General features: G+C 73.0%; 18 protein-coding genes and 1 pseudogene. 13 read left to right on the top strand and 6 right to left on the bottom strand.

Annotation, left to right across the window (positions count from 1 at the left end; translation table 11 throughout):
- The 6 genes from AC3ET3_RS23330 to AC3ET3_RS23305 form a co-directional block, all read right to left on the bottom strand.
- Positions 1-6,120: amino acid adenylation domain-containing protein (locus tag AC3ET3_RS23330; RefSeq protein WP_435612815.1), on the bottom strand; the 6,120-nt coding region annotated here is incomplete at its 3' end.
- A gap of 44 nt (positions 6,121-6,164) precedes the next feature.
- Positions 6,165-7,352: an NAD(P)/FAD-dependent oxidoreductase gene (locus AC3ET3_RS23325; RefSeq protein WP_432136382.1), complete on the bottom strand. Its 1,188-nt coding sequence runs from the start codon at positions 7,350-7,352 to the stop codon at positions 6,165-6,167.
- Positions 7,353-7,402: 50 nt separating this feature from the next.
- A complete protein-coding gene (locus tag AC3ET3_RS23320; protein ID WP_432136381.1) occupies positions 7,403-7,645 on the bottom strand; it encodes a phosphopantetheine-binding protein in 243 nt (80 codons plus the stop codon).
- The gene (locus AC3ET3_RS23315; protein WP_435612814.1) at positions 7,642-9,264 is read right to left on the bottom strand and encodes an amino acid adenylation domain-containing protein; all 1,623 of its coding nucleotides are present in this window, start codon (positions 9,262-9,264) and stop codon (positions 7,642-7,644) included. Before AC3ET3_RS23315 ends, AC3ET3_RS23320 begins: the two co-directional genes overlap by 4 nt.
- 79 nt (positions 9,265-9,343) lie before the next feature.
- Positions 9,344-10,111 (bottom strand): LmbU family transcriptional regulator, encoded by a 768-nt coding sequence (locus AC3ET3_RS23310; protein WP_432136379.1) that lies wholly within the window; start codon positions 10,109-10,111, stop codon positions 9,344-9,346.
- A gap of 51 nt (positions 10,112-10,162) precedes the next feature.
- Entirely contained in the window at positions 10,163-10,378 is a 216-nt protein-coding gene (locus tag AC3ET3_RS23305; protein ID WP_432136378.1) for an MbtH family protein, read from the bottom strand.
- Between the two features lie 633 nt (positions 10,379-11,011).
- Between AC3ET3_RS23305 and AC3ET3_RS23300 the strand changes: the two genes are divergently transcribed.
- The 13 genes and pseudogenes from AC3ET3_RS23300 (at position 11,012) to AC3ET3_RS23240 (ending at position 22,321) form a co-directional block, all read left to right on the top strand.
- Positions 11,012-11,851 (top strand): thiamine pyrophosphate-dependent dehydrogenase E1 component subunit alpha, encoded by an 840-nt coding sequence (locus tag AC3ET3_RS23300; protein WP_488191837.1) that lies wholly within the window; start codon positions 11,012-11,014, stop codon positions 11,849-11,851.
- Positions 11,848-12,828 (top strand): alpha-ketoacid dehydrogenase subunit beta, encoded by a 981-nt coding sequence (locus tag AC3ET3_RS23295; RefSeq protein WP_432157274.1) that lies wholly within the window; start codon positions 11,848-11,850, stop codon positions 12,826-12,828. The genes AC3ET3_RS23300 and AC3ET3_RS23295 overlap by 4 nt, the downstream gene beginning before the upstream one ends.
- The gene (locus AC3ET3_RS23290; RefSeq protein WP_432136375.1) at positions 12,825-13,145 is read left to right on the top strand and encodes a biotin/lipoyl-containing protein; all 321 of its coding nucleotides are present in this window, start codon (positions 12,825-12,827) and stop codon (positions 13,143-13,145) included. Before AC3ET3_RS23295 ends, AC3ET3_RS23290 begins: the two co-directional genes overlap by 4 nt.
- Positions 13,142-13,390 (top strand): phosphopantetheine-binding protein, encoded by a 249-nt coding sequence (locus AC3ET3_RS23285; protein ID WP_432136374.1) that lies wholly within the window; start codon positions 13,142-13,144, stop codon positions 13,388-13,390. The genes AC3ET3_RS23290 and AC3ET3_RS23285 overlap by 4 nt, the downstream gene beginning before the upstream one ends.
- A complete protein-coding gene (locus AC3ET3_RS23280; protein ID WP_432157275.1) occupies positions 13,387-14,325 on the top strand; it encodes a ketoacyl-ACP synthase III in 939 nt (312 codons plus the stop codon). The genes AC3ET3_RS23285 and AC3ET3_RS23280 overlap by 4 nt, the downstream gene beginning before the upstream one ends.
- 81 nt (positions 14,326-14,406) lie before the next feature.
- On the top strand, positions 14,407-15,540 hold the full coding sequence (locus tag AC3ET3_RS23275) for a zinc-binding alcohol dehydrogenase family protein (RefSeq protein ID WP_432136372.1): 1,134 nt from the start codon (positions 14,407-14,409) through the stop codon (positions 15,538-15,540).
- Between the two features lie 22 nt (positions 15,541-15,562).
- Positions 15,563-16,723 carry an acyl-CoA dehydrogenase family protein gene (locus AC3ET3_RS23270; protein WP_435612813.1) on the top strand — a complete coding sequence of 387 codons (1,161 nt, stop codon included), beginning with the start codon at positions 15,563-15,565 and terminating at the stop codon, positions 16,721-16,723.
- A gap of 583 nt (positions 16,724-17,306) precedes the next feature.
- The gene (locus tag AC3ET3_RS23265) at positions 17,307-17,822 is read left to right on the top strand and encodes a toxin-antitoxin system HicB family antitoxin (RefSeq protein ID WP_432136370.1); all 516 of its coding nucleotides are present in this window, start codon (positions 17,307-17,309) and stop codon (positions 17,820-17,822) included.
- Positions 17,823-17,904: 82 nt separating this feature from the next.
- Positions 17,905-18,747, top strand: coding sequence for a DUF4097 family beta strand repeat-containing protein (locus AC3ET3_RS23260; RefSeq protein ID WP_432136369.1), 843 nt, complete (start codon positions 17,905-17,907; stop codon positions 18,745-18,747).
- 55 nt (positions 18,748-18,802) lie between these two features.
- On the top strand, positions 18,803-19,795 hold the full coding sequence (locus AC3ET3_RS23255) for an ATP-binding cassette domain-containing protein (RefSeq protein WP_432136368.1): 993 nt from the start codon (positions 18,803-18,805) through the stop codon (positions 19,793-19,795).
- Positions 19,792-20,583, top strand: coding sequence for an ABC transporter permease (locus AC3ET3_RS23250; protein WP_432136367.1), 792 nt, complete (start codon positions 19,792-19,794; stop codon positions 20,581-20,583). The genes AC3ET3_RS23255 and AC3ET3_RS23250 overlap by 4 nt, the downstream gene beginning before the upstream one ends.
- Before the next feature lie 145 nt (positions 20,584-20,728).
- A pseudogene (locus tag AC3ET3_RS23245) lies at positions 20,729-20,818 on the top strand (helix-turn-helix domain-containing protein); the annotation flags it as partial.
- Positions 20,819-21,004: 186 nt separating this feature from the next.
- Entirely contained in the window at positions 21,005-22,321 is a 1,317-nt protein-coding gene (locus tag AC3ET3_RS23240; RefSeq protein WP_435612812.1) for a phytase, read from the top strand.
- Positions 22,322-22,326 lie beyond the last annotated feature (5 nt).

Genomic DNA, 22,326 nt, shown 5'->3' with positions numbered 1-22,326 from the left:
CAACTCCCCATAACTCAACGACTCCCCCTCCGCGATCACCGCCACCCGATCCGGATCACACCGCACCCGCGCCTCGAACACCCCCGGCAACGTCCCCTCCTCCACCACCACCGCCGTGTCGTTCACCCCCCGCACCAACCACTCACGCTCCTCCACCGACAACACCTCCACCCCGCTGACCGGCAGCGTCGGATCGTCGTGCAGCTGGTCGAGGATCCGGACCAGCCGGGCGGCGATCACCTCGGCGTCCGCGCGGTCGTAGAGGTCGTGCCGGTAGTCGAGGGAGAGCCGCAGGTAGGGGTCGGACGCGTTGAGGGTGAGCGGGTAGTGGGAGCCCGCGAAGGGGCGGATGGCGTCGATCGCGAAGCCGGCCGCGAGGTTGGCGTCGACGATGCCCTCACGGTCGACGGGGTAGTTCTCGAAGACGACGATCGTGTCGAACAGGGCGGGCAGTCCGGTGCCGCGCTGGATGTCGGCGAGGCCGAGGTGGTGGTGGTCGAGCAGCGCGGTCTGCCGGTGCTGGAGGTCGGTGACGAGGTCGCTCACGCTGCGGTCCGGCCGGATGGTCAGCCGGGTCGGCAGGGTGTTGATGAACAGGCCGACCATGCCGTCGGAGCCCGGCACCTCCGCCGGGCGGCCGTTGACGGCGGCGCCGAACACCACGTCCTGCTGCCCGGTGAGCGTGGACAGCAGGAGCCCCCAGGCGGTCTGGAGGAGGGTGTTGAGGGTGACCCCGAGTTCCGCGGCGCGCCGGGCGAGAGCGCGGCCCTTGTCGATCGAGAGCGGTACCTCGATCCGGCCGAGGGCGGACACGTCCTGCTGGAGCGGGGCGTGGGGGGCGACGAGGGTGGGCTGCTCGAAGCCGGCGAGCGCGGTGGCCCACTCGGCGGCCGCCGCCTCCCGGTCGCGGGTGGACAGCCAGGACAGGTAGTCGCCGTAGGTGCGGGCCGGGGCGAGTTCCCCGGTCCCGGCGTACAGCCGGACCAGGTCCGTGATCACCACGGGGGAGGACCAGCCGTCGAACAGGGTGTGGTGGGCGGTGATGATCAGTTTGGCCTGCCGCGGCCCGTAGGTGAGCAGGGCGAGGCGGAACAGCGGGGGCCGGGCGGGGTCGAGCCGGTCGGCCCGGTCCTCGGCCAGGGCGGTGTCGAGCGCCGCATCGGTCTCGGCCGGGTCCCGGCCCGTCAGGTCGATGTGCCGCCAGGGCAGCCGGACGTGTTCCGGCACGACCTGGACGGGGTCGCCTCCGGCCGCGGTGAGGAACGCCGGGCGCAGGTTCGGGTACCGGTCGAGGAGGGCCTGTCCGGCGGCGCGCATGCGCTCGGGGGCGACGTGGCCGGAGAGGTGCAGCACGAACTGCATGTGGTAGACGTCGAAGGCGCCGTCGGCGAGCGCGGCCTGGAACTGGATGCCGGACTGCCCCGGGGCCTGCGGCCACACCTCGGCGAGACGGCCGTAGCGGGCTTCCCAGCCCTCGATCTCGGTCTGCCCCACGGCGACCAGCGGTGCGTCGGCGGGGGTCAGGCCGCCGGCCTCGGGGCGGGCGGCGTGCCCGGCCATGCCGTGCAGCGCCTCGACCCAGAGCCGGGCCAGCTCGGCGGCCCGCTCCCGGGGCAGCACGCCCGTGGGGAACATGAAGGCCGCCTGCAGCCGGGTGCCGTCCTCGGTGTCCGTGGCGACCGAGTTGACCTCCAGCACGGACAGTGCGGGCAGGTCCGGGTCGGGTGCCGGGATCAGCTCGGTGGACCAGGACGACGGTCCCCAGCCGTCGGCGCGCAGGTGCTCGGGTACGTCGGAGCCGGAGATCCGTCCGAGGTAGTTGAACCCGATCTGCGGTGCCGGGTGGCCGGCGAGCTGCCCGGCGGTGTCCGCGTTGAGGTGGCGCAGCAGCCCGTACCCCATGCCCTTGTCGGGGACGGCGCGCAGCTGCTCCTTGACGCGTTTGATCGCGGTTCCGGCCGCGGGGCCTCCGGCCAGCACGTCGGCCCAGTCCACGCCCCGGACGTCGATCCGGGCGGGGTGCATGGCGGTGAACCATCCGACGGTCCGCGAGAGATCGGCTCCCGGGACCAGTTCCGCCTCGCGGCCGTGTCCCTCCAGCCGGACCAGCGTGGAGCGGTCCGCGGCGCGCCAGCGGTCGACCGCCAGGGCCAGCGCGGCGAGCAGCACATCGGTGGCCGTGCCCCGGTATGCGGCGGGCAGCGTGGTCAGGACCGCCTCGGTGACGTCGGCGGGCAGTTCCACCCGCAGGTGGTCGACGGTGGCCATCACGTCCACCGCCGGGTCGAAGGGCCGGGTGCCGAGCGGTGGGTCGGGTGCCTCCAGCAGGTCCAGCCAGTAGGCGAGTTCGGCCTCCCGCCGCTCGGAGTGGGCCTCCTCCCGCAGCGCCGACAACCAGCGGCGGGCGGACGTGCCGACCGTCGGCAGGTCGGGGGTGCGGCCGGTCCGGACCCGCTGCCACGCCTCGGCGAGGTCCGACATGAGGATGCGCCAGGAGACGCCGTCCACCGCCAGGTGGTGCACGACGAGCAGCAGCCGGCCCGCTCCCGACGGGGCGGCGAACCAGACGGCGTCGACCAGGTGCCCGGTCTCCGGGTCGAGGCGTCCGGCCGCGGCGTCCAGCTCGGCCCGGGCCGACCGGAGCGAGGCCGGCTCGTCCCAGCGGCCGTCGCAGGGCACGCGGTGGATCAGGTCCGCCGCCCGTACGGTGCCCCTGGGCCGCACCAGCAGGGTGGTCTCGGGGCCGCGCACCAGCCGCGCGCGCAGCAGGTCGTGCCGGTCGAGCACGGCGTCGAGGGTCGCGGCGAGCCCGCGCTCGTCGATGCCGTCGGGCAGCTCGAGCGTCATCGCCATGGCGAACCGGTCGATGCCACCGCCGTGTTCGAAGACGTGCCGGGCCACCGGCGGCAGGGGCATCGGCCCGATGCCGCCGTCCTCGTCCTCGGCGAGGGCGCCGGTGCGCTCCCGGCGGGCGGAGGTGACCTCGGCGAGGCGGGCCGCCGTGCGGCACTCGAAGATCTCCCGCGTGGTGAGGTCCAGGCCGCGGGCCCGGGCCCGCGCCACCACCTGGATGGACCGCAGGCTGTCCCCGCCCACCGCGAAGAAGTCGTCGTCGGCACCGACCCGCTCCACCCCGAGCACGTCGGCGTACGCGGCGGTGATGACGGCCTCGGCCTCGGTGCGCGGTTCCCGGTAGGTCTCCCCCGTGAACTCCGGCTCGGGCAGCGCGGAGCGGTCCAGCTTGCCGGTCGGCCCGAGCGGCATCCGGCCGAGCGCCACGAAGGCCGACGGGACCATGTAGTCGGGCAGCCGTGCCGCGACGAACCGGCGCAGTTCGGCGGGCGAGGCGCCGGCCATCACGTCGACGTCGCCGATGCCGCCGGCTCCGTCGTCGCCGACGGCTCCCTCGCCGGTGTGCACCACGTACGCGACGAGCCGCCGCCCGCCCGAAGGTGCCTCCCTGCTGATCACCACGGCCTGGCTGATGCCCGGGTGCTGCAGGCAGGCCGCCTCGACCTCGGCGGTCTCGATGCGGAAGCCGCGCACCTTCACCTGGCCGTCGGCCCGGCCCAGGCACTCCAGCTCTCCCCGGGCGTTCCAGCGGGCCAGGTCGCCGGTGCGGTACATCCGCTCGCCGGGCGGGCCGAACGGGCTTGCCACGTAGCGCTCGGCCGTGATGCCCGGGCGGCCGTGGTAGCCGCGGCCGAGGCAGGTTCCCGCCACGTACAGCTCACCGGTCACGCCCTGGGGCACCGGGGCGAGTCCGGGGCCGAGGACGTAGGCCCGCATGTTCTCCAGCGGGGTGCCGATGGGGGCGACGTCGCCCGCCGGTGCCTCCTCGGACGCGGGGAGGGAGTAGGTCGTGGCGTAGAAGCTCTCGCTCTGGCCGTAGGAGTTCACCACCTGCACGCCGGGCAGGGCGTCGCGCATCTGGCCGACCAGGGCGGCGGGCAGGACGTCGCCGGCGAGGACGACGGTGCGCACGCCGCCGGTCCGCTTCAGGTGGCCGACCAGTTCCGCGAGGACCGAGGGCACGGCGCTGATGACCTGGCCGTCCCAGCCGTCGCGTTCGCCGAGGGCCAGCACGTCCGGCACGATCTCGGCCGTGCCGCCGGTGGACAGGGTGGACAGCAGCTCGAAGACCGAGACGTCGAAGTTCACCGAGGTGCCGGCCAGCATCCGGAACCCGGGCCGCGCGTCGAGCACGCGGGCCAGGGCCCGCACGCCGTTGACGACGTTGCGGTGGGTGATGGCCGCGCCCTTCGGCGTACCCGTGGAGCCGGAGGTGTACATGACGTACGCCAGGTTGTCCGGGTGCGGCGGGCGGGCCGGGTCTGACGCCGGCCCGGACGGGTCCCACTGCGCGCGGCGGTCGAGGTCGACGACGGCCATGGTGTGTTCCGGCAGGGCGTGCGCCGTCGCGGTGTCCGTGACGACGAACCGGGGGCGCGCCTCGGCCAGTACGGTCGCGGCCCGCCCGCCGAGGTGCCGGGGGTCCATCGGGAGGTATCCGGCACCGGACTTGAGGATGCCGAGCAGGCCGGCGACCAGGTTCTCGGTGCGGGGCAGGGCGAGGACCACCAGGTCCTCCGGCCCGGCCCCGCGTCGGGTCAGCTCGCGGGCGATGCCGTCGGCCCGCTCGTCGAGCTCCCGGTAGGTCAGCGTCCGGTCGTCGCAGACGACGGCCGGGGCGTCCGGCGTCCTGGCCGCCTGGCGCTCGAACAGGCCCGGGACGGTCAGTTCCGGCACCGCGGTCGCCGTGTCGTTGAACCGGACCAGCAGCCGGTCCCGTTCGGCCGGGTCGAGCACGTCGACCGCGCCGACGCGCCGGGCCGGGTCGGCCACGAGACGGTGCAGGACCCGGACGAAGCGGTGCGCGAGGGACTCGGCCGTGGTGCGCTCGAACAGGTCGGTGGCGTACTCCAGACGGCACCCCGCCCCGCCGGTGCCGTCCGGCAGCATGTCGAAGAAGAGGTCGAACTTGGCGGTGGCGGTCTCCAGCCGCTCGGCGCGGACGCCGAGGCCGGGGAGTTCCAGGTCCGGCACGGCCGGCTGCCAGGAGAGCATGACCTGGAAGAACGGGTTGTAGGCGCTGGAGCGTTCGGGGTTGAGCAGTTCCACGAGCCGCTCGAACGGCATGTCCTGGTGGTCGTAGGCGGCCAGGGAGGTGTCCCGTACGCGCTCCAGCAGGTCGTGGAAGGCCGGGTCGCCGGACAGGTCGACGCGCAGCACCCAGGTGTTGACGAAGAAGCCGACGAGGTCGCGCAGTTCCTCGTCGGTGCGGCCGGCGATGGGCGCGCCGATGGGGATGTCGTCGCCGCAGCCGAGGTGGTGCAGGAGGACCGCGAGCGCCGCGTGCATGACCATCGACACCGTGGTGCCGCGCTGCGCGGCCAGTTGCTCGACGGAGCGGATCAGCCCGGGTTCGAGGGTGAACCGGACCACGTCGCCGCACGGGCCGACGGCCTTGGGGCGGGGCCGGTCGGCGGGCAGCGGCAGCGGCTGCCGCAGATCGGCCAGTGCCTGGCGCCAGTAGGCGAGTTGGCGGGCGGCGAGGCTGTCGGGATCCGACTCGTCGCCGAGCACGTCCCGCTGCCACAGGGTGTAGTCGGCGTACTGCACGGCGAGCGGCTCCCACGCCGGGGCCCGGCCCTCGCGGCGGGCGCCGTAGGCCAGGGCGAGGTCGCGGAACAGGGGGCCGAACGACTCCCCGTCCACCGCGATGTGGTGGACGACGAGCACCAGGGTGTGCTCGCGCGGGCCGGAGCGGAGCAGCCGGGCGCGCAGCGGGACGTCGGCGGCCAGGTCGAAGGGGGCGGTGGCCGCGTCGTGCACGGCCGCCGCCCGCTCGTCCTCCCGTGCGACGTCGACGACCGGCAGCGCGAAGGGTTCCCGGGCCGGCGGCAGCACCCGCTGGTGCGGGACGCCCTCGTCGTCCTCGGCGATCACCGTGCGCAGGACCTCGTGGCGGTCGACGACGTCGCGGAGCGCCGACTCCAGGGCGTCCACGCTCAGGTCACCGGTCAGCCGCAGGGCGAAGGCGCCGTTGTACGTCGACGACGGACCCTCGAACTGGTGCACGAACCACAGCCGACGCTGCGCGAACGACAAGGGGATCATTGTCTCTCCAAGATCGGCGGGGCCACCACGGAGCGAGCCGTCGCTCAGCTCTGGTCGAGCAGCGTCAGGAGGCCGGTGTTGTAGAAGTCGTCTAGGGAACAGGCCCCGGACAGGGTCGAGAAGTACCGGTCGATCAGGTCCTGGTGACCGACCAGCTTGCGGAGCATGTCGGTACGCCCCTCGGGCTTGAGCTCGGCCACGTTGAGGGCCGCCTGGTAGAAGCTGGTGTGGTTCTCCTCCAGGTCCTCCTCGTACCGCTCCAGCGCGGCCTCCAGTGCCACGGGGTCGTGCAGCCGGTCCCCGATGTGCTCGGTGAGGGTCCGCGCCTGCTCGAAGGCCTCGGTGATACCGCGGGCGGTGATGGAGTCCTTGTGGTTCACGGCGTCGCCGACCAGTGCCCAGCCGGGGCCGTAGGCCTTGCGGAAGAAGTTCTCCTGGTGCCCCGTGCCGTACAGCTGCTCGACCCGCTCGCCCGCCCGCATCCGCTCGTACAGCTCGGGCGCGGTGGTGCGGAAGGCGTCGAGGTAGGCGGGTTCCACCGCCTTGCGCACCCCGGAGAACTCGTCCTGCGGGAAGTAGGCCATGAGCAGCGTGAGGTCGTCGTTGGTCGGGATGACCCCGATCCAGCGCCCGGGCCGCGCGTAGGACTCGAAGTGGGCGGGCACCCCGGCCCAGTAGCTGTAGTAGGTGCACGTCTGCCGCGGGTGCTCGACGACGTTGGGCGCGCCGGTCTTGCGGGCCACCAGCGACCGCATGCCGTCCGCGCCGACGACGAGCACGGCCCGCTCGGTGGCCGCGGCGCCGCCGGGCGTGGTGTACCGCACGCCGGCCACCCGGTCGCCCTCGAAGACCAGGTCGGTGACGGCGCAGCCGTCGCGGAACTCCGCACCGGCCGCCACGGCGCCGCGCGCGAGGATCGGGTCGAGGACGTACCGCCGGGGGGCGTACGTGGTCCGCCGGCCGTCGACGGGCAGGGAGAAGCCGTCGAGGCGGACACCGGGTGCCTGGTAGCTCTGGTGGTCGATCGGGCGGCAGCCCGCCGCGAGCAGTTCGTCGAGCAGTCCCCACCGGGCGAGCAGGGCCACCCCCGGCTGGTGGATGTAGTGCGAGGACAGGGTGTCCTGAGGGAAGCGCGCTTTCTCCAGGAGCAGGACGCGGTAGCCCTGCCGCGCGAAGAGCATGGCCGTCGGCGATCCCGCACAACGGGCACCTATGACAATCACGTCGTACATGGCGCCTCTCTTGCCAGGCGGTCGGTTTTCCTCGGTGGCGCGGGAACCCCTCACGTCCGGTGCGCAGGGGGCACCGGGTCCAGGGTTTCGATGTAGGCGGAGATCGAGGCGATCGTCGGGTTGAGGAACAGCCGGTCCATCGGGACCTCGACGCCCAGTTCGTCGGCGAGCGCGCCCTGGATCCGGGCCATGATCACGGACTGGCCGCCCAGGGCGAAGAAGTTCTGGTCGTCCGCTATGTGTTCGCGCCGCAGTTCCCGGCACCAGATGGCCCGCACGTCGTCGGTGATCATCGCGTTCCCCTCGTCGTCGTCGCGGTCCGCCGGCCGGCCGCCGTGCCGCTGCCGGCCGGGCGGTCGTGGAACGCGTCGAGCAGCGCCGCGCGGTCGACCTTGCCGTGCGGGCTCAGCGGAAGGTGTGTGACGCCGATGAACCGGGCCGGGACCATGGTCCGCGGCAGCGTGCGCAGGAGACGCTCGCGCACCTCGTCCTCGGCCAGGGCGTCCCCCTCCGGCACGACGAACGCGGTCAGTTCGGCCTCGCCCGTCTCGGCCGGGGTGACCACCACCGCCGCCTCCCGCACCCCGTCCAGCCGGCCGAGTGCCCGTTCGACGTCGACGGGGTCGATGCGCATGCCCCGGACCTTCACCTGCGCGTCGATCCTGCCCAGGACCACCAGGTCCCCGTCCGGCGTCGCGTAGCCGAGGTCGCCCGTGCGGTACAGCCGTTGCGGCACGCCGTCGACCTCGATGGTCGTGAACCGCTCGGACTCGGGGCCCGAGCCGTTGAGATAGCCGGCGCCGACACCCGCGCCGGCGATGCAGATCTCGCCCCGCTCCCCCGGCGCGACACCGTGCAGCCGCGCGTCGAGGAGGTGGATGTCGGTGTTGTGGGCGGGCCGGCCCACCGGCGCCGGGTGCCCGTCGCCGGGCCGGTACCCGGCGAGGTCGTAGGAGGTGGCGACGTCCGTGCACTCGGCGACGCCGTACTGGTGCAGGAGGGTGCAGGTGGTGTCCTCGCGCGCCGCCCAGTGCGCGATCCGTTCGGTCTTCAGCGGCTCGCCGCCGAACAGCACGTGGTCCAGCCCGGCGAGCGCTTTGCCGCCCCGCGCGGTCTCCCGGTCCACCAGGAGGTACAGCGTGCTGGAGGCGCAGTGCACGACGCGGATGTCGTGCTCGGTCAGCGTGCGGTAGGCCATCATCGCGTCGACGTTCCGGCTCGGCATCAGGTGCTGGGTGGCCCCGCAGAACAGCGGGGCCATCAGGCTGCGCTGGGAGAGGTCGAACCCGAAGGCGCTGACGACCAGGTGGTGTGAGCCGCGGTGCAGTCCGTACTCGTCCGTCAGCCAGTTCAGCAGGTTGAACCAGCCCTCGTGCCGTATCGCGGTGAGCTTCGGCGTCCCGGTGGAGCCGGAGGTGAAGACGGCGTAGCAGAGGTCGTCCCCGGTGACCTGGACGTCGGGAGCGGTCGCGGGGTGCTCCGCCGACGGGCCGGACAGCCGTCGCGGGTCGACGACCTCGGCGGAGGACGACGCGACGAGCGGGGCCGTCTCCGCGGACGCCACGATCACGGCGAGATCCGGGATCTGGCCGAGCAGCAGCCGCAGCCTCGCCGCCGGGTAGGCCGGGTCGAGCGGCACGTAGGCCGCCCCGGCCTTCAGCGTGCCGAGGACGGCGACGAGCATGTCGGTCGAGTAGTCGAGGCAGATCCCGACCTTCGCGCCCCGCCCGTGTCCGCGGGCCGCGAGGGCGTGCGCGAACCGGTTCGCCGCCGCGTCCAGCTCCGCGTACGTCAGCCTGCGCCCGGCGCAGCGGACGGCGACGGCGTCGGGGGTGGCCTCGGCGTGCGCCTCGAACCGCCGGTGGACGACGGGCTCCGGGGGCAGGTCGACCCGCTTGCCGTGAAGGATCATCAACTGCCTCCGATGTGAGGGGGGTGAGGGTGGTCCGGCCGGCCGCACACCGCCGGGGACGGCGCCCGGGCCGGTGCCACTAGGCGGTCCGCCGGTCGGCGGCGTCGAGCATCCGGGTCACCCACTGCTCCACGGGCAGCCCCTGCGCGGCGGCCACCCGCGCGTAGTGGTCCAGCCGGCCGGCGGACAGTTCGATGGTGAGCGTGGCGACCTCTGCGCGCGGGCCGCCGGGGTCCGCCGGGCCGTCCGCCCGGGGCGCCGCCGCTCCGGCCGGCGGGAGAGCGCCGGCCGCGGTGGCGGCCACCGGCAGGGTGCCGTCCGGGCACGAGCCGGCCGCGGATGCGCCGGGGAGGGAGGTCCCGGCCGTGTCACGCCGCTCAGCCTGACCTGCGCGGACCGCCCTGCGCAGCTCGTTGCGCGACCACTTGAGCCGGTCCGCCTCGCCCAGCCAGTGGTCCTGCTCCGCCGGTGGCAGGCCGGCCACCTCGGCGTGGTGGGCGAAGCTGAGGCTGTCGCGTCTGCGGTGGTGCTCGAAACGGCGGGCCACCCAGGCGTAGTTGCGCAGCGTCTGGTAGTCCAGGCCGGTCCGCTCGACGGCCTCACGGTAGCGCCGCGTCCCGTAGCTGGTCTGTCCGTGGACCAGCCAGTCGCCGAGCCACCACGCCGAGGAGTTCGTGAGTTCGCGCAGACCGGTGCCGATCCGCTCCCAGGACCGCTCCGACAGGCCCTGCGGGAAGGTCATCCCCGAGGTGCCCACCGTGGCCTGTCCGCCGGCGAAGGGCAGCGCCGCCGCCGGCCGCGCGCCTCCACCGCCGGCTCCCGCCGTGTACCGGCCGGCCGTCGTCACAGGACGTCCCTCCCCGCCTTCGTCTCGCCGCCGTCGTCCGTGGGCCCGGGTTCAGCCGTCCGCCATCGCCTCGCGCAGGCTCCGCGGCCGCAGGTCGGTCCAGTTCCGCTCGACGTACTCCAGGCACTCGGCCCGCGACGCCTCGCCGAATACCGTCCGCCAGCCCGCGGGCGTCTCGACGAACACCGGCCACAGGGAGTGCTGGTCCTCGTCGTTGACCAGCACGTAGAAGCGGCCGTCCTCGTCATCGAAAGGGTTCGTGCTCATGCCACCGTCCTCGAACGTCGCGGGGGACTCGGCAGGGATAAACGCCGGGCCGAGTTCTGGAAAAGGGGCCGGGGGCGGGTTCACCGACGGGCGTCGTCCCGTCGACGGGACATCCCGGCATCCGCGGCGCCCCTGGAATGCCGACGCCAACTTAGGTCTCGGCCGCCGCCCCCACAAGGGCGGCAGAACACCGGCCTCCCGGTCGTCCCCCGCAATCTGTATCCGCCGGGGTTCTTGTGCCACCATGACCGATCAGCGGCCCGGGGCAGGCGCACTCGCATGCGGGCCGGCCCCCTCGGGTCCGCAAGGACGGGCAGGCGAACACATTCCGTTCCTGCGGTCCCTTCGGATTCCTCTGGATTCTCCTGCAATTCCGCACCGGCCGGCTACCGGGGCGGATGGCACCGACGTACGCCCCACCTGCGCGCGAGCACCGCCTTCCCTTTTCACTGGTATTCCGCCTCCGACCCGCGCCGCGCGTTTCCCTTTCGCCGGGAGACCCTCCGGCGTGTTCCGCACGTATGACGGCAGAAAGCCCTTCGACGGACCTACGACTGGTGATCGGACTTGACGTCAGAATCCGAGTACACGACAGATCCAGACGACGACACTCGGCGGTCGCTGCTACGCCACATGCTGGTGGCGCGGGGCGTCGACGAGGAGGCCCGGCAACTGCAGAAGCAGGGGGCCCTGGACCTCTGGCTGTCCTGCCAGGGACAGGAGGCCGCGCAGGTGGGCTCCGCCCTCGCCGTCGGCCCGGCCCCGACGGTCTTCCCCAGCTACCGCGAGCACGCGGTCGCCCTCCTGCGCGGTGTGACGCCGGCCGAACTGGTCGCGCAGTGGGGCGGCCGGACGTTCTGCGGCTGGGAGCCGCGCAGGCTCCGCTTCTTCCCCTACACCCTGGTGCTGGCCGCGCAGACGCTGCACGGCGTCGGCTACGCGATCGGACAGCGGCTGCAGGGCCGGGAGGACTTCGTCGTCGTCTACATCGGCGACGGCGCCACCAGTGAGGGCGACATGTCGGAGGCGATGAACCTCGCCGCCGTCGAGTCGGCTTCCGTGCTGTTCGTCTGCCAGAACAACGGCTGGGCCATCTCCAAGCCGGCCCGGGAGCAGATGCGCACCTCGCTGGCGGAGCGCGCCCGGGGCTTCGGGATCGAGGCCGTGCGGATCGCGGGCCAGGACCCGGAGAGCGTCTTCGCCGCCTGTTCACGGGCCGCCGCCCAGGTCCGCGCGGAACGCTCGCCCCGGCTGGTGGAGATCGAGGTGGCGCGCGTGCACGGCCACTCCAGCTCCGACGCCCAGGAGATCTACCGGGCCCGCGAGGACATCGACCGGGCCAGGGCGGCGGACCCGGTGACCGCCTACGCGGCGCGGCTGACCGGTGCGGGCCTGGTGGACGCCGCGTGGTTCGACGGCGTGGCGGCGGAAGTGCGCGACCTGCGCGAGCAGTTGATGAAGGAGTACGCGTGACGAGTACCGCGACCGTGCCCCTGGCGGAGGCGATCAACACGACGCTCGCCGACCTGCTCGACGCGGACCCGGCGCTGCTGCTGCTGGGCGAGGACATCGGCCGGCTCGGGGGCGTCTTCCGGGTGACCCGGGGACTGCGGGACCGCTTCGGCGCGGACCGGGTGCGCGACTCGCTCCTCGCCGAGTCCACGATCGTCGGCCAGGCGGTCGGCCTGGCCATGAGCGGACTGGTCCCTGTCTGCGAGATCCAGTTCGACGGGTTCACCTATCCGGCGGTGAACCAGCTGGTGACGCAGGCGGCCCGGATCGGCGAGCGCTGGAACGGGCAGGTCAGCCCGAGCCTGGTGGTGCGTGTTCCGAGCGGCGGCGGCGTCCGCGGGGTCGAGCACCACAGCGAGTCCAACGAGGCGCTGTTCGCCCGCGTCCCGGGGCTCTCGGTGGCGTGCCCCTCCACGGGCGAGGACGCCGACCAGATCCTGCGGTACGCCGTGCGGCTCGGCTCACCCGTGGTGGTGTACGAGCCGATCCGCCTGTACTGGCGGCGGAACGCGCCCGTCCGGGACGCCCGGCCCGCGCCGTCGCCGACGGCGGCCCGGGTGGTGCGGCGCGGCACGGACCTGACGATCGCCACCTACGGCGCGGTCACCCACGAGGTGCTGCAGGCGGCGCACGCCCTCGGCCCCGCCGTGGACGTCGAGGTGGTGGACCTGCGCTGGGTGGCCCCGCTCGACCTGGACACGGTGATGGAGTCCGTCGCCCGCACCGGGCGGCTGCTGATCGTGCACGAGGGGTCCAGGGACGTCGGCATCGGCGCCGAGGTCGCCGCGCACGTCGCCGAGCACGGCTTCGGCTCGCTGCGCGGTCCGGTCCGGCGGCTGGCACCCGCCCGTCGCGCCTATCCCCCGGCGGACTTCGAGAAGGACTACCTGATCGGTGTGCAGCAGATCACGGACGAGGTGCTGGTGATGACGAAGTGACCGATTCCTCGGTGGAGATGCGCGTTCCCCGCTTCGGCCACGGCCTCGGCGAGGCCCTGCTCGTCGAGTGGGCCGCCGCCGTCGGTGACCTGGTCGAGCGGGGGGACGTCATCGCGGTCGTGGAGACCGACAAGGCCAGCACGGAGATCGTGGCGGAGCGCGCGGGACGGGTCACGGACCACTGCGCGACGGCCGGCACGGTCCTGAAGTCCGGTGATCCGCTCTACCGGCTCCAGGCCGGCCCGCCCGGCGCCGCGGAGATGCCCCCGACACCCGAGCCCCCTGGAATTTCCCCCCGGAACGGAGAAGAAGCATGAGTGACATCGAGAGCCGGATCACCGAGACGATGCTGGCCAAGCTGCGCGAGCGCGACCCGTCGATGGGACCCGACGACCTCGGCCGGCCGGTCGCCGACCTCGATCTCGACTCCCTCGACCTGGTCGAGCTGCACCAGCAACTGGAGCGCGAGCTCCAGGTCAAGGGCGACCTCCAGGAGACGGCGTCCTTCGCCTTCCTGGACGACTTCAGCGGCTACTTCCTGAAGCTGGCGAACGGGCGGTGAGCGCGGGCATCGTCGAGGTCGCGACGGCGAAGCCCGGCCGGACGGTCACCAACGACGACTTCGCGTCGATCGGCCTCACCGACGAGTGGATCCGGCGCCGCAGCGGCATCGCGTCCCGCTCGTGGCTGCCGGACGGCACGCCGCTGGCGGACGTCGCGGCGGAGGCGTGCGCGCCGATCGTGACCCGCGTGTCCGACCCCTCGACGATCGGCGCCCTCGTCGTCATCAGCACGTCGGTGCGGCAGCGCGTCCCCGGCATCGCGCAGCGCGTGGCGCGCCGGGCCGGCCTGGGCTCCGCCGTGCTGGCCTTCGACATGAACGCGGCCTGCTGCGGGTTCGTCTACGGACTGGTCGCCGGCCTCTCGCTGTGCGAGTCCGGACGGGCGCGGTCGGTTCTGGTGTGCTCGGTGGAGGCCATGTCCCGGCTGGTGGACCGCACGGACCGGCAGACGGCGTGCATCTTCGCCGACGGAGCCGCGGCCGTCCTGCTGGAGGACCGCGCGTCCTTCGCGCCCTTCCGGCAGCTCGCCGGCTGCGACGGCTCGCAGGAGGCCCTCATGCGGGAGACCGGGGAGGGCGGCATCCACCTCGACGGCATGCAGGTGTACGACCGTGCGGTGCGCCGCATGTCGGAGTCGGCGCAGTACCTCTTCGACCACGGCCCGGCGCCGACCGTCCTGGTCGGCCACCAGGCCAACGGCCGCATCCTGGAGCAGGTGCGCGGCCTCACCGCCCCGCTCGGTGTGCCCTTCGTGAACCGGATCGCGCACTCCGGCAACACGTCCTCCGCCTCCATCCCGCTGGCCTTCGCGGAGGAGCTGGACTCCGGCTCCCTGCCCGCCGAGGGCCGGCTCGGCGCCGTCGCCTACGGCGCCGGTGAGGCGTGGGGCGGGGTCGCGGTGGACTACCGGGTGCCGGACCCCGCGGTCCGCTGACCGCTCCGGCCCCGGACACGTACTAGAAATCAGGAGGTTGTCATCTACTCGCCCGATGCCTGGGTCCTGCGCTCCGGCGCGGTGACCGGCCCTCACGACGGCAGTCCCGGCAACGCGCTGCGGCGCGACGTGTTCACCTTCGGCCCGCTGGAGGAGGGCGAGGCCCTGGTGGAGCCGATCCTGGGCTCCTGGGAGGCCAACGTCGACCACGCGCTGGCCCGTTCACCGATCGACGTGTGCAGCAGCCGCGGTGAGGACGCGGTGGTCGTCGGCAACATGGGAGTGGTCCGGGTGCTGCGGGTGAACGCGGGTGGCCGGGACGTCCGGGTCCGCGAGGGCGACCTGTGCATGCTGATGCCGTTCGGCAAGACCGACCGCTTCGGCTACGCCGAACTCGCCTACGCCTACGACGCCCCCCACACCATCGGCCTGCTGGCCAAGCGGTCGAAGATGGACGTGCGGGTGCTGCTGCCCATCCCCGACGGCACGGCCTACTCGCTGGCGCAGTGGGCCACCTACGGGCGCTTCTTCACCGCCTGGGACAACTGGCACAAGGCGTACGGCTGCTGGCGCACCCAGGTGGCCGACGACGACCCGGCGAACCACCTGGTGTTCGGCTGGGGCGGCGGGGTCGCCTTCGCCGAGCTGCTGCTGGCCAAGCGGGCCGGCTTCCGGGTGGCGATGACGGCGGGCTCGGACGAGCGCGTCGCGTTCCTGCGGGAGAACGGCATCACCCCGGTGGACCGCCGTCAGTTCCCCGACCTCTCCCTGCCGACCCGGGAGCAGCGCACGGACCGGGAACGCCACCAGCGGCGCCGTGACTCGGTGAAGAGGTTCCGCGGCCTGGTCGACGAGCTGAGCGACGGCCACGGGGTAGCGGTCTTCGTGGACAACATCGGCGAGCCCCTGTACGACATCACCCTGGCCGCGCTGGCCCGCGCGGGGGTCGTCACCACCTGCGGGTGGAAGGCGGGCATGCGCCTGACCCATCTGCGAGGCGCCGAGTCCATCAGCCGCCACATCCTGGTGAACACACATGTGTGGCAGTTGCAGGAGTCGCCCGCCATCCGCGACTTCCAGGAGGCCGAGGGCTGGATCGCGCCCAAGGGCTCGGAGGTCGTCTACGACTTCGACCGGGTGCCGGAACTGGCCGACGACTACGCCCACGGCAGGATCGCCTCGTACTTCCCGATGTACCACGTGAACCCGGTCTGACCGGCCCGAAGGAGAAGGTGCCATGACAGCGGAACTGCTCGCCCGGGTCCGGGACTTCGCCGCGACCGAGCTGGCCGGGAAGGACGAGCACTTCGACGGTCTGCCGGAGCAGCCCACCGTCGAGGCGTCCCGGCTGCACGATCTCGGCCTGGCCAACTGGTGGGTGCCACGGGAGTACGGAGGGGTGGGTCTGTCCGTGACGGACAGCGTCGACGTCGTGTCCGAACTCGCCTACGCAGACGCCGGGTTCGCCTTCGGCGCCTTCCTGCCGGTGCTGGGCGGCGTCATGCTGCAGCACTTCGGCGGCGAGGAGCTGGCCCGCCCCGCCCTGGAGGCCCTGGTGGCCGAGGGCGGCCGGATCGCCGTCCTCGGCAGTGAGGAAGAGGCCGGCAGCGAGCTGGTGAGGATCACCACCACCTTCCGCACGGAGGGCGACCGGCTGGTGCTCAGCGGCGACAAGTACTTCTCCACCAACACCGACACGGCCGGCCTGCTGCTGGTCCTCGCCCGGTCCGCCGACGACGCCGCGGACTTCGCGGTCGTCGCGGTACCGCGCGACACCCCCGGGGTCGAGATCGTCAAGCGCTGGGACCTGCTCGGCGTCCGGGGCGCCGGCACCTACCGGGTGCGCCTGGAGGACTGCTCCGTGCCCACCGCCCACCGCCTGCACGGCAGCGGGCTGCGCATCCTGGAGGCGAGCCTGAACGCGAGCCGCATCCTGATCGCGGCCTGCGCGGTGGGCATCGCCCGGCGCGTCAGGGACCTGGCGATGGACTACGCGGCGGCGAAGCGGCTCAGGGGCGCCCCGCTCACCGAGAACGCGGTGTTCGCGGGGAAGCTCGGGCAGGTGGAGACGCTGATCGACGTCATGCGCAACCAGTGCCGGGCCGCCGCGGCGGAGTTCGACGAGCTGCTGGTCGCGGCCGCGAGCGGGGGAACCGGTCTGCTCCGGGCCGGCACGCTCCGCTCCGCGCTGGCCGCCAAGCTCTTCTGCGGCCAGGCGGGCTGGGAGGTGGTGTCGACCGGCTCGGAACTGTTCGGCGGACTCGGCTACACGCAGGACCATCCGATCGGCAAACTCGTCCGCGACATGCGGTACGTGGCCATCGTCGAGGGCGGCGAGGACATCATGCGGGACCTGGTCTACGCCCGCTACGTGGTCCCCGCCCGCAAGCGCCGGTGAGCGGCGGGACTCCACGCCACCGGTGACGGCCGGGGCTCTCCCCGCCGCGCGCCCGTCGCCCGGAGGGCGGCCCGGACCGGTGCGACCGCGCAGACCCGCGGTCGCACCGGTCCGCCGCGTCCGCCGCGTGCTGTGCGCGGCCGGCTCGGTCGGCCACGACGGGGCCTCGGCCGGCCGCGATGACATACGTCCGGCCCATGGCCGCACCGGCCGACCGCCATGGCGTTCACCGGCCCCCGGCCGCCCGAGCGTGCCGCGCACCGCCCCCCTCCGGGGCAGCGGCGGCCCTGCCACCGCTGCCCGCACCGACGGACGGGCATCTCCGATGGCGTCTGCCACGCACTGCTCTGACATCACCAGGTGACACCGGCGGCATCATGCGGCGCCATCCGACGCCACTCGGAGCCACCAGAGGCCACCCGAACGGCCCGTCGGCGCCACGGCGCCCGGAGTGGTCGGTGACACCGTCCCTGCCGCTCACCTCGCCCTTTATCCCTGGGCAGAGCAGCCGCTCCGAGGCCTGTCCGCCCCGTAGTGCCGTTCTGTCTTGCGCGCGGCATCAAAGTGGTGCCATGATGACGGCATGGACCTCAGCCCGTATGTCGACACACTCCGCCGAGAACTCGCGGTGGCCGCCGAAGCCGGAGGGGAGGAAGCTCGCGAGCTCGCCGACCGGCTCACCGCACCGCTGGAGTCGGCGACCCGCCTGACCCTGCTCAACGTCCTGTCCGCCGCGATGGACGAGATCACGCGCGAGCTCGCCCCCGGCTCGGTCGACGTGCGGCTGCGCGGGCTGGAGCCCGACTTCGTCGTGACGCCCCCGCCCGCCCACGACGTCCCGGCAGAGCCGGTCAGGACCGTCGAACCACCCGTGGCACAGGCACCGGCCGACGCCGAGGGCGGCGGCCCCGCCCGTATCAACCTGCGCCTGCCTGCCCACCTCAAGGCCCGTGCCGAAGAGGCCGCGAACCGCGAGGGCCTGTCGGTCAACGCCTGGCTGGTCCGGGCGGTGGCGAGCGCCGTCGAGGGCGGCGCCCCGGCGCGCACGACGGAGAAGACCCGGACGGTCGGACAGAGTCTCACGGGCTGGGTGCGATAACCCCACCCGCGTCCGCACCGCACCACCCACACCACGTCCCGCCAGGAGGGACGGCCCGACGACCCACGAGGACAGTACCGCCATGCCTTCTTTCGACACGCCCGAACCCATCTCGGTCACCGCACACGTCTACTCCGGGTCGATCCGGTTCACCGCCGGCGACCGCACCGACACCGTGGTCGCGGTGGAACCCCGCGACCCCAAGCGCGACCAGGACGCGCGGGCGGCCGAGCAGACCGAGATCTCCTGCGCGAACGGCACCCTGACCATCAGGACGCCCAAAGCCAACCTCATCGGCCGCTCCGGCACCGTCGACGTGACCGTGGAGCTGCCGACGGGCTCGCACGTCGACGTCTCCGGCGCCGGTGTGGGACTGCTCGGCGAGGGCCGGCTCGGCGAGGTCCGCCTCAAGAGCTCGGCCGGCGACGTCCGGCTCGACACCACCGGGCCGCTCCACCTGACCGCCTCGCACGGCTCGGTCACCGTGGAACGGGTCGAGGGCATGGCCGAGATCACGACCAGCTCCGGCAGCCTGCGGGTGGGAGTCGTGGACGGCCCCGCCGTGCTGAAGAACTCCCACGGCCCCACCACCGTCGACGCCGTGACCGGCGAGCTGCGGGTGAACGGCGTCAACGGCGGCGTCGACATCGCGCGCGTCGAGTCGTCGGTCACCGGCACCACCACCAACGGCCACCTCCGGGTCGGCGACGTCGCCCGCGGCACCGTTCACCTGGAGACCGCCAACGGCCCGATCGAGGTCGGCATCCGCGAGGGCACCGCCGCCTGGCTCGACGTCAGCTCCAAGCGCGGCCAGGTACGCAACACGCTCGCCACCTCCGACGCGCCGCAGGAGACCGAGGAGACCGTCCGGGTCCACGCACGCTCCAACTGGGGCAACATCGACATCCGCCGCGCCCGGAGCTGAGCACCACCGCCCGCCGCTCATCCCCGTCACGACAGCCTCCGAAAGGGAGTGCTTCATGCCTTCTTCTGTCATGCCCGCGTCCAGGAAGGGTGAGAGCGTGCCGCCTCCGGCCGCCATCTCGGCCGTCGGGCTGCGCAAGTCCTTCGGTGACAAGACCGTTCTCGACGGCATCGACCTGCACATCCCGACCGGGTCCGTGTTCGCCCTGCTCGGGCCGAACGGCGCGGGCAAGACCACCGCTGTCAAGATCCTCTCCACGCTCATCACCGCCGACGCCGGTGAACTGCGCGTCGGCGGCCACGACGTCGGCACCGAGGCGCAGGCCGTACGCGCCGCGATCGGCGTCACCGGGCAGTTCTCCGCGGTCGACGGTCTGATCACCGGCGAGGAGAACATGCTTCTCATGGCCGACCTGCAGCACCTGCCCAAGCAGGAGGGCCGGCGGGTCGCCGCCGAACTGCTGGAGCGCTTCGACCTCACCGACTCGGCGAAGAAGCCCGCCTCGACGTACTCCGGCGGCATGAAGCGCCGTCTCGACCTGGCGATGACCCTGGTCGGCAACCCGCGGATCATCTTCCTCGACGAGCCCACCACCGGTCTCGACCCGCGCTCCCGGCACAGCATGTGGCAGATCATCCGCGAGCTGCTCGCCGACGGCGTCACGGTCTTCCTCACCACCCAGTACCTGGAGGAGGCCGACGAACTCGCCGACCGCATCGCGGTCCTGAACAACGGCAAGATCGCGGCCGAGGGAAGCGCCGAGGAACTCAAGCGGCTCATCCCCGGCGGGCACATCCGGCTCCGCTTCACCGACCCGGCGACCTACCAGACCGCCGTGGCCACCCTGACCGAGGCGGCCCGGGACGACGACGCGCTGGCCCTGCGCATCCCCAGCGACGGCAGCCAGCGCGAACTGCGCTCCATCCTCGACTGGCTGGACTCGGCCGGCATCGAGGCGGACGAGCTGTCCGTGCACACCCCCGACCTCGACGACGTCTTCTTCGCCCTGACCGGCGGCACCGACCAGCACAAGGAGGCTGCCCGATGAGCGCTCTGACCCTTGTCGTCCGCGACTCGAACACGATGCTGCGCCGCAACCTGCTGCACGCCCGGCGCTATCCGTCCCTCACCCTGAACCTGCTGCTCACGCCGGTCATGATGCTCCTGCTCTTCGTGTACATCTTCGGCGACGTGATGAGCGCGGGCATCGGCGGCGGTGGCGCGGACCGCTCCGAGTACATCGCCTACATCGTCCCCGGCATCCTGCTGATGACGATCGGCAGCACCGTGATCGGCGCCGCCGTGTCCGTCTCCACCGACATGTCCGAGGGCATCATCGCCCGCTTCCGGACGATGGCGATCCACCGCGGCTCGGTCCTCATCGGGCACGTGGTCGGCAGCGTCCTGCAGGTGCTCGCCAGTCTGGTCCTCGTCGGCGCGGTCGCCGCGGCCATCGGCTTCCGGTCCACCGACGCCACGGCGCTGGAGTGGCTGGCGGCGTTCGGACTGCTCGCGCTGTTCGCCCTGGCGCTCACCTGGATCGCCGTCGGCATGGGGCTGGCCAGCCCGAACGCCGAGGCGGCCAGCAACATGGCCATGCCGCTGATCCTGCTGCCGCTCATCTCCAGCGCCTTCATCCCGGCCGACACGATGCCGGGCTGGTTCCAGCCGATCGCCGAGTACCAGCCCTTCACGCCGGCCATCGAGACCCTGCGCGGCCTGCTCCTCGGCACCGAGATCGGCCACAACGGGTGGCTCGCCATCGCCTGGTGCGTGGGCCTGTCCGCCCTCGGCTACTTCTGGTCGAGGTCGCTCTTCGACCGCGACCCGCGGTAACCGGGCCGCCTCCGCGGACGAGCACACCCCGCTCCCGGGCGGCGCACACCGAGCCCACCTCGGCGCGCGCCGCCCTTCCGGCGTTCCGCCCGCCCGCCGGTGACGGCGCCCGGTCCGCCGGCAGCGGCCCTCTGCCGGGACACCTCTGGACCGCGAGGCGTTCGGACGGCGCATCGGATACTCGGCGGCGTCCACGGTCGCGTCGTACGAGCAGGGTCGGCGGATCCCCTCACCCGGGACCACGGTTCCAGCACGCTCCAGACCGACCCTCGGCCAGCGGCGCTCGCCGCCGCCCGTTAGGGGATCATCCGATCGCAGGCACGCCGCACCACGCCCTCACGTCCCGTTCATGATCGCGTCGCCACTGCTTCGCGAACCCTCCGTAGCGTTCACGGGGTCCACACCTCTACCGAGGAGTAACGTGAGCGTCTTCGCTCTCAGCAGCCTGACCGCACTCGCCACCGCGTTCACCCTGACCGCCGGCCCGGCGGCCCCGGTGCCCGTCACGGCCGCCGTGGAGACCCCCGCGGTCTACGACGACGAGGCGGGCGGCAACGCCGACGCCGACGACCCGGCCGTGTGGGTCGACCCGGAGAACCCCGGCCGCAGCATCGTCATCGGCACGCTGAAGGAGGCCGGCCTCGACGTCTACGGACTCGACGGCCGCCGCCTGCAGCACGTGGCCGCGCCCCAGGCCCCGGACGAGAACGCCAAGCCCGGCCGGTTCAACAACGTCGACATCGTCTACGGCTTCGAACTGGACGGCGAGGAGACGGACCTGGCCCTCGTCAGCGACCGGGGCCGCGACCGCATCCGCGCGTACGCCATCGACCCGGCCGCCGTCGCGGCCGGCAAGCCGCCGCTGAAGGACGTCACCGCCGCCGACGCCGCACCGGTCTTCGCCGCCGACGAGACGGAGGTCGACGACCAGCGCACCTCCTACGGCCTGACGGCCTTCAGCGATGACGACGACGCCTACGTGGTCGTCTCCCGGCGCGAGGAGACCCGCCTGCGCCTGCTCCGGCTGAAGGACGACGACGGGCGCGTCGCCTTCAGGACGGAGGACACCCTCGACCTGCCGGACACCTTCACCCTGCCCGACGGCACCGACTGGCGCCCGTGCGCGGACCCCGGTGAGAACCCCCAGGTCGAGGGCATGGCCGTCGACCTGGAGGAGCACGTTCTGTACGCCGCCCAGGAGACCGTGGGCCTGTGGCGGATCGAGCTCGACGACGAGGAGTTCGAGGACCCCGAGCTGATCGACCGCGTCCGCGAGTACGGCACGCCGTGGACGTACGACGCCGAGCAGGAGGAGTGCGTCCTCGACACGGACGACGACCCCGGCTTCGGCGGTGAGCACCTGAGTGCCGACGCGGAGGGCGTCGCCGTCTACCACGCCGAGGACGGCGCCGGTTACGTCCTCGCGTCCAGCCAGGGCGACAACACCTTCGCCGTGTACGAGCGCGACGGCGACAACGACTACCTCGGCTCGTTCGCCGTCACCGACGGCGCCACCGACGGCGTGCAGCACTCCGACGGCTCCACCGTCGTCAACGTCCCCCTGGGCCGGTCCTTCCCCAAGGGCCTGCTGGTCACCCACGACGGCGAGGCGACCCCGGCCGACGGCGACCGTGAGGGCACGAACTTCAAGTTCACCCGCTGGGACGCCGTGGCCGGCGCCTTCCCCGAGCAGCTCACGGTCGACACCGACTCCTTCGACCCCCGCGACGCGGACTGACCTCA

The organism is Streptomyces sp. bgisy159 (assembly GCF_057707805.1).
Note: the sequence above shows the minus strand (reverse complement) of the source record. Positions and strands in the feature narration are given on the sequence as shown.

What these genes read in the sequence shown, in the direction of transcription:
- AC3ET3_RS23325 (WP_432136382.1), bottom strand. Translation starts at nt 7,352, where the DNA reads ATGTACGACGTGATTGTCATAGGTGCCCGTTGTGCGGGATCGCCGACG.
- AC3ET3_RS23320 (WP_432136381.1), bottom strand. Translation starts at nt 7,645, where the DNA reads ATGATCACCGACGACGTGCGGGCCATCTGGTGCCGGGAACTGCGGCGC.
- AC3ET3_RS23315 (WP_435612814.1), bottom strand. Translation starts at nt 9,264, where the DNA reads ATGATCCTTCACGGCAAGCGGGTCGACCTGCCCCCGGAGCCCGTCGTC.
- AC3ET3_RS23305 (WP_432136378.1), bottom strand. Translation starts at nt 10,378, where the DNA reads ATGAGCACGAACCCTTTCGATGACGAGGACGGCCGCTTCTACGTGCTG.
- AC3ET3_RS23300 (WP_488191837.1), top strand. Translation starts at nt 11,012, where the DNA reads ATGCTGGTGGCGCGGGGCGTCGACGAGGAGGCCCGGCAACTGCAGAAG.
- AC3ET3_RS23285 (WP_432136374.1), top strand. Translation starts at nt 13,142, where the DNA reads ATGAGTGACATCGAGAGCCGGATCACCGAGACGATGCTGGCCAAGCTG.
- AC3ET3_RS23270 (WP_435612813.1), top strand. Translation starts at nt 15,563, where the DNA reads ATGACAGCGGAACTGCTCGCCCGGGTCCGGGACTTCGCCGCGACCGAG.
- AC3ET3_RS23265 (WP_432136370.1), top strand. Translation starts at nt 17,307, where the DNA reads ATGGACCTCAGCCCGTATGTCGACACACTCCGCCGAGAACTCGCGGTG.
- AC3ET3_RS23260 (WP_432136369.1), top strand. Translation starts at nt 17,905, where the DNA reads ATGCCTTCTTTCGACACGCCCGAACCCATCTCGGTCACCGCACACGTC.
- AC3ET3_RS23255 (WP_432136368.1), top strand. Translation starts at nt 18,803, where the DNA reads ATGCCTTCTTCTGTCATGCCCGCGTCCAGGAAGGGTGAGAGCGTGCCG.
- AC3ET3_RS23250 (WP_432136367.1), top strand. Translation starts at nt 19,792, where the DNA reads ATGAGCGCTCTGACCCTTGTCGTCCGCGACTCGAACACGATGCTGCGC.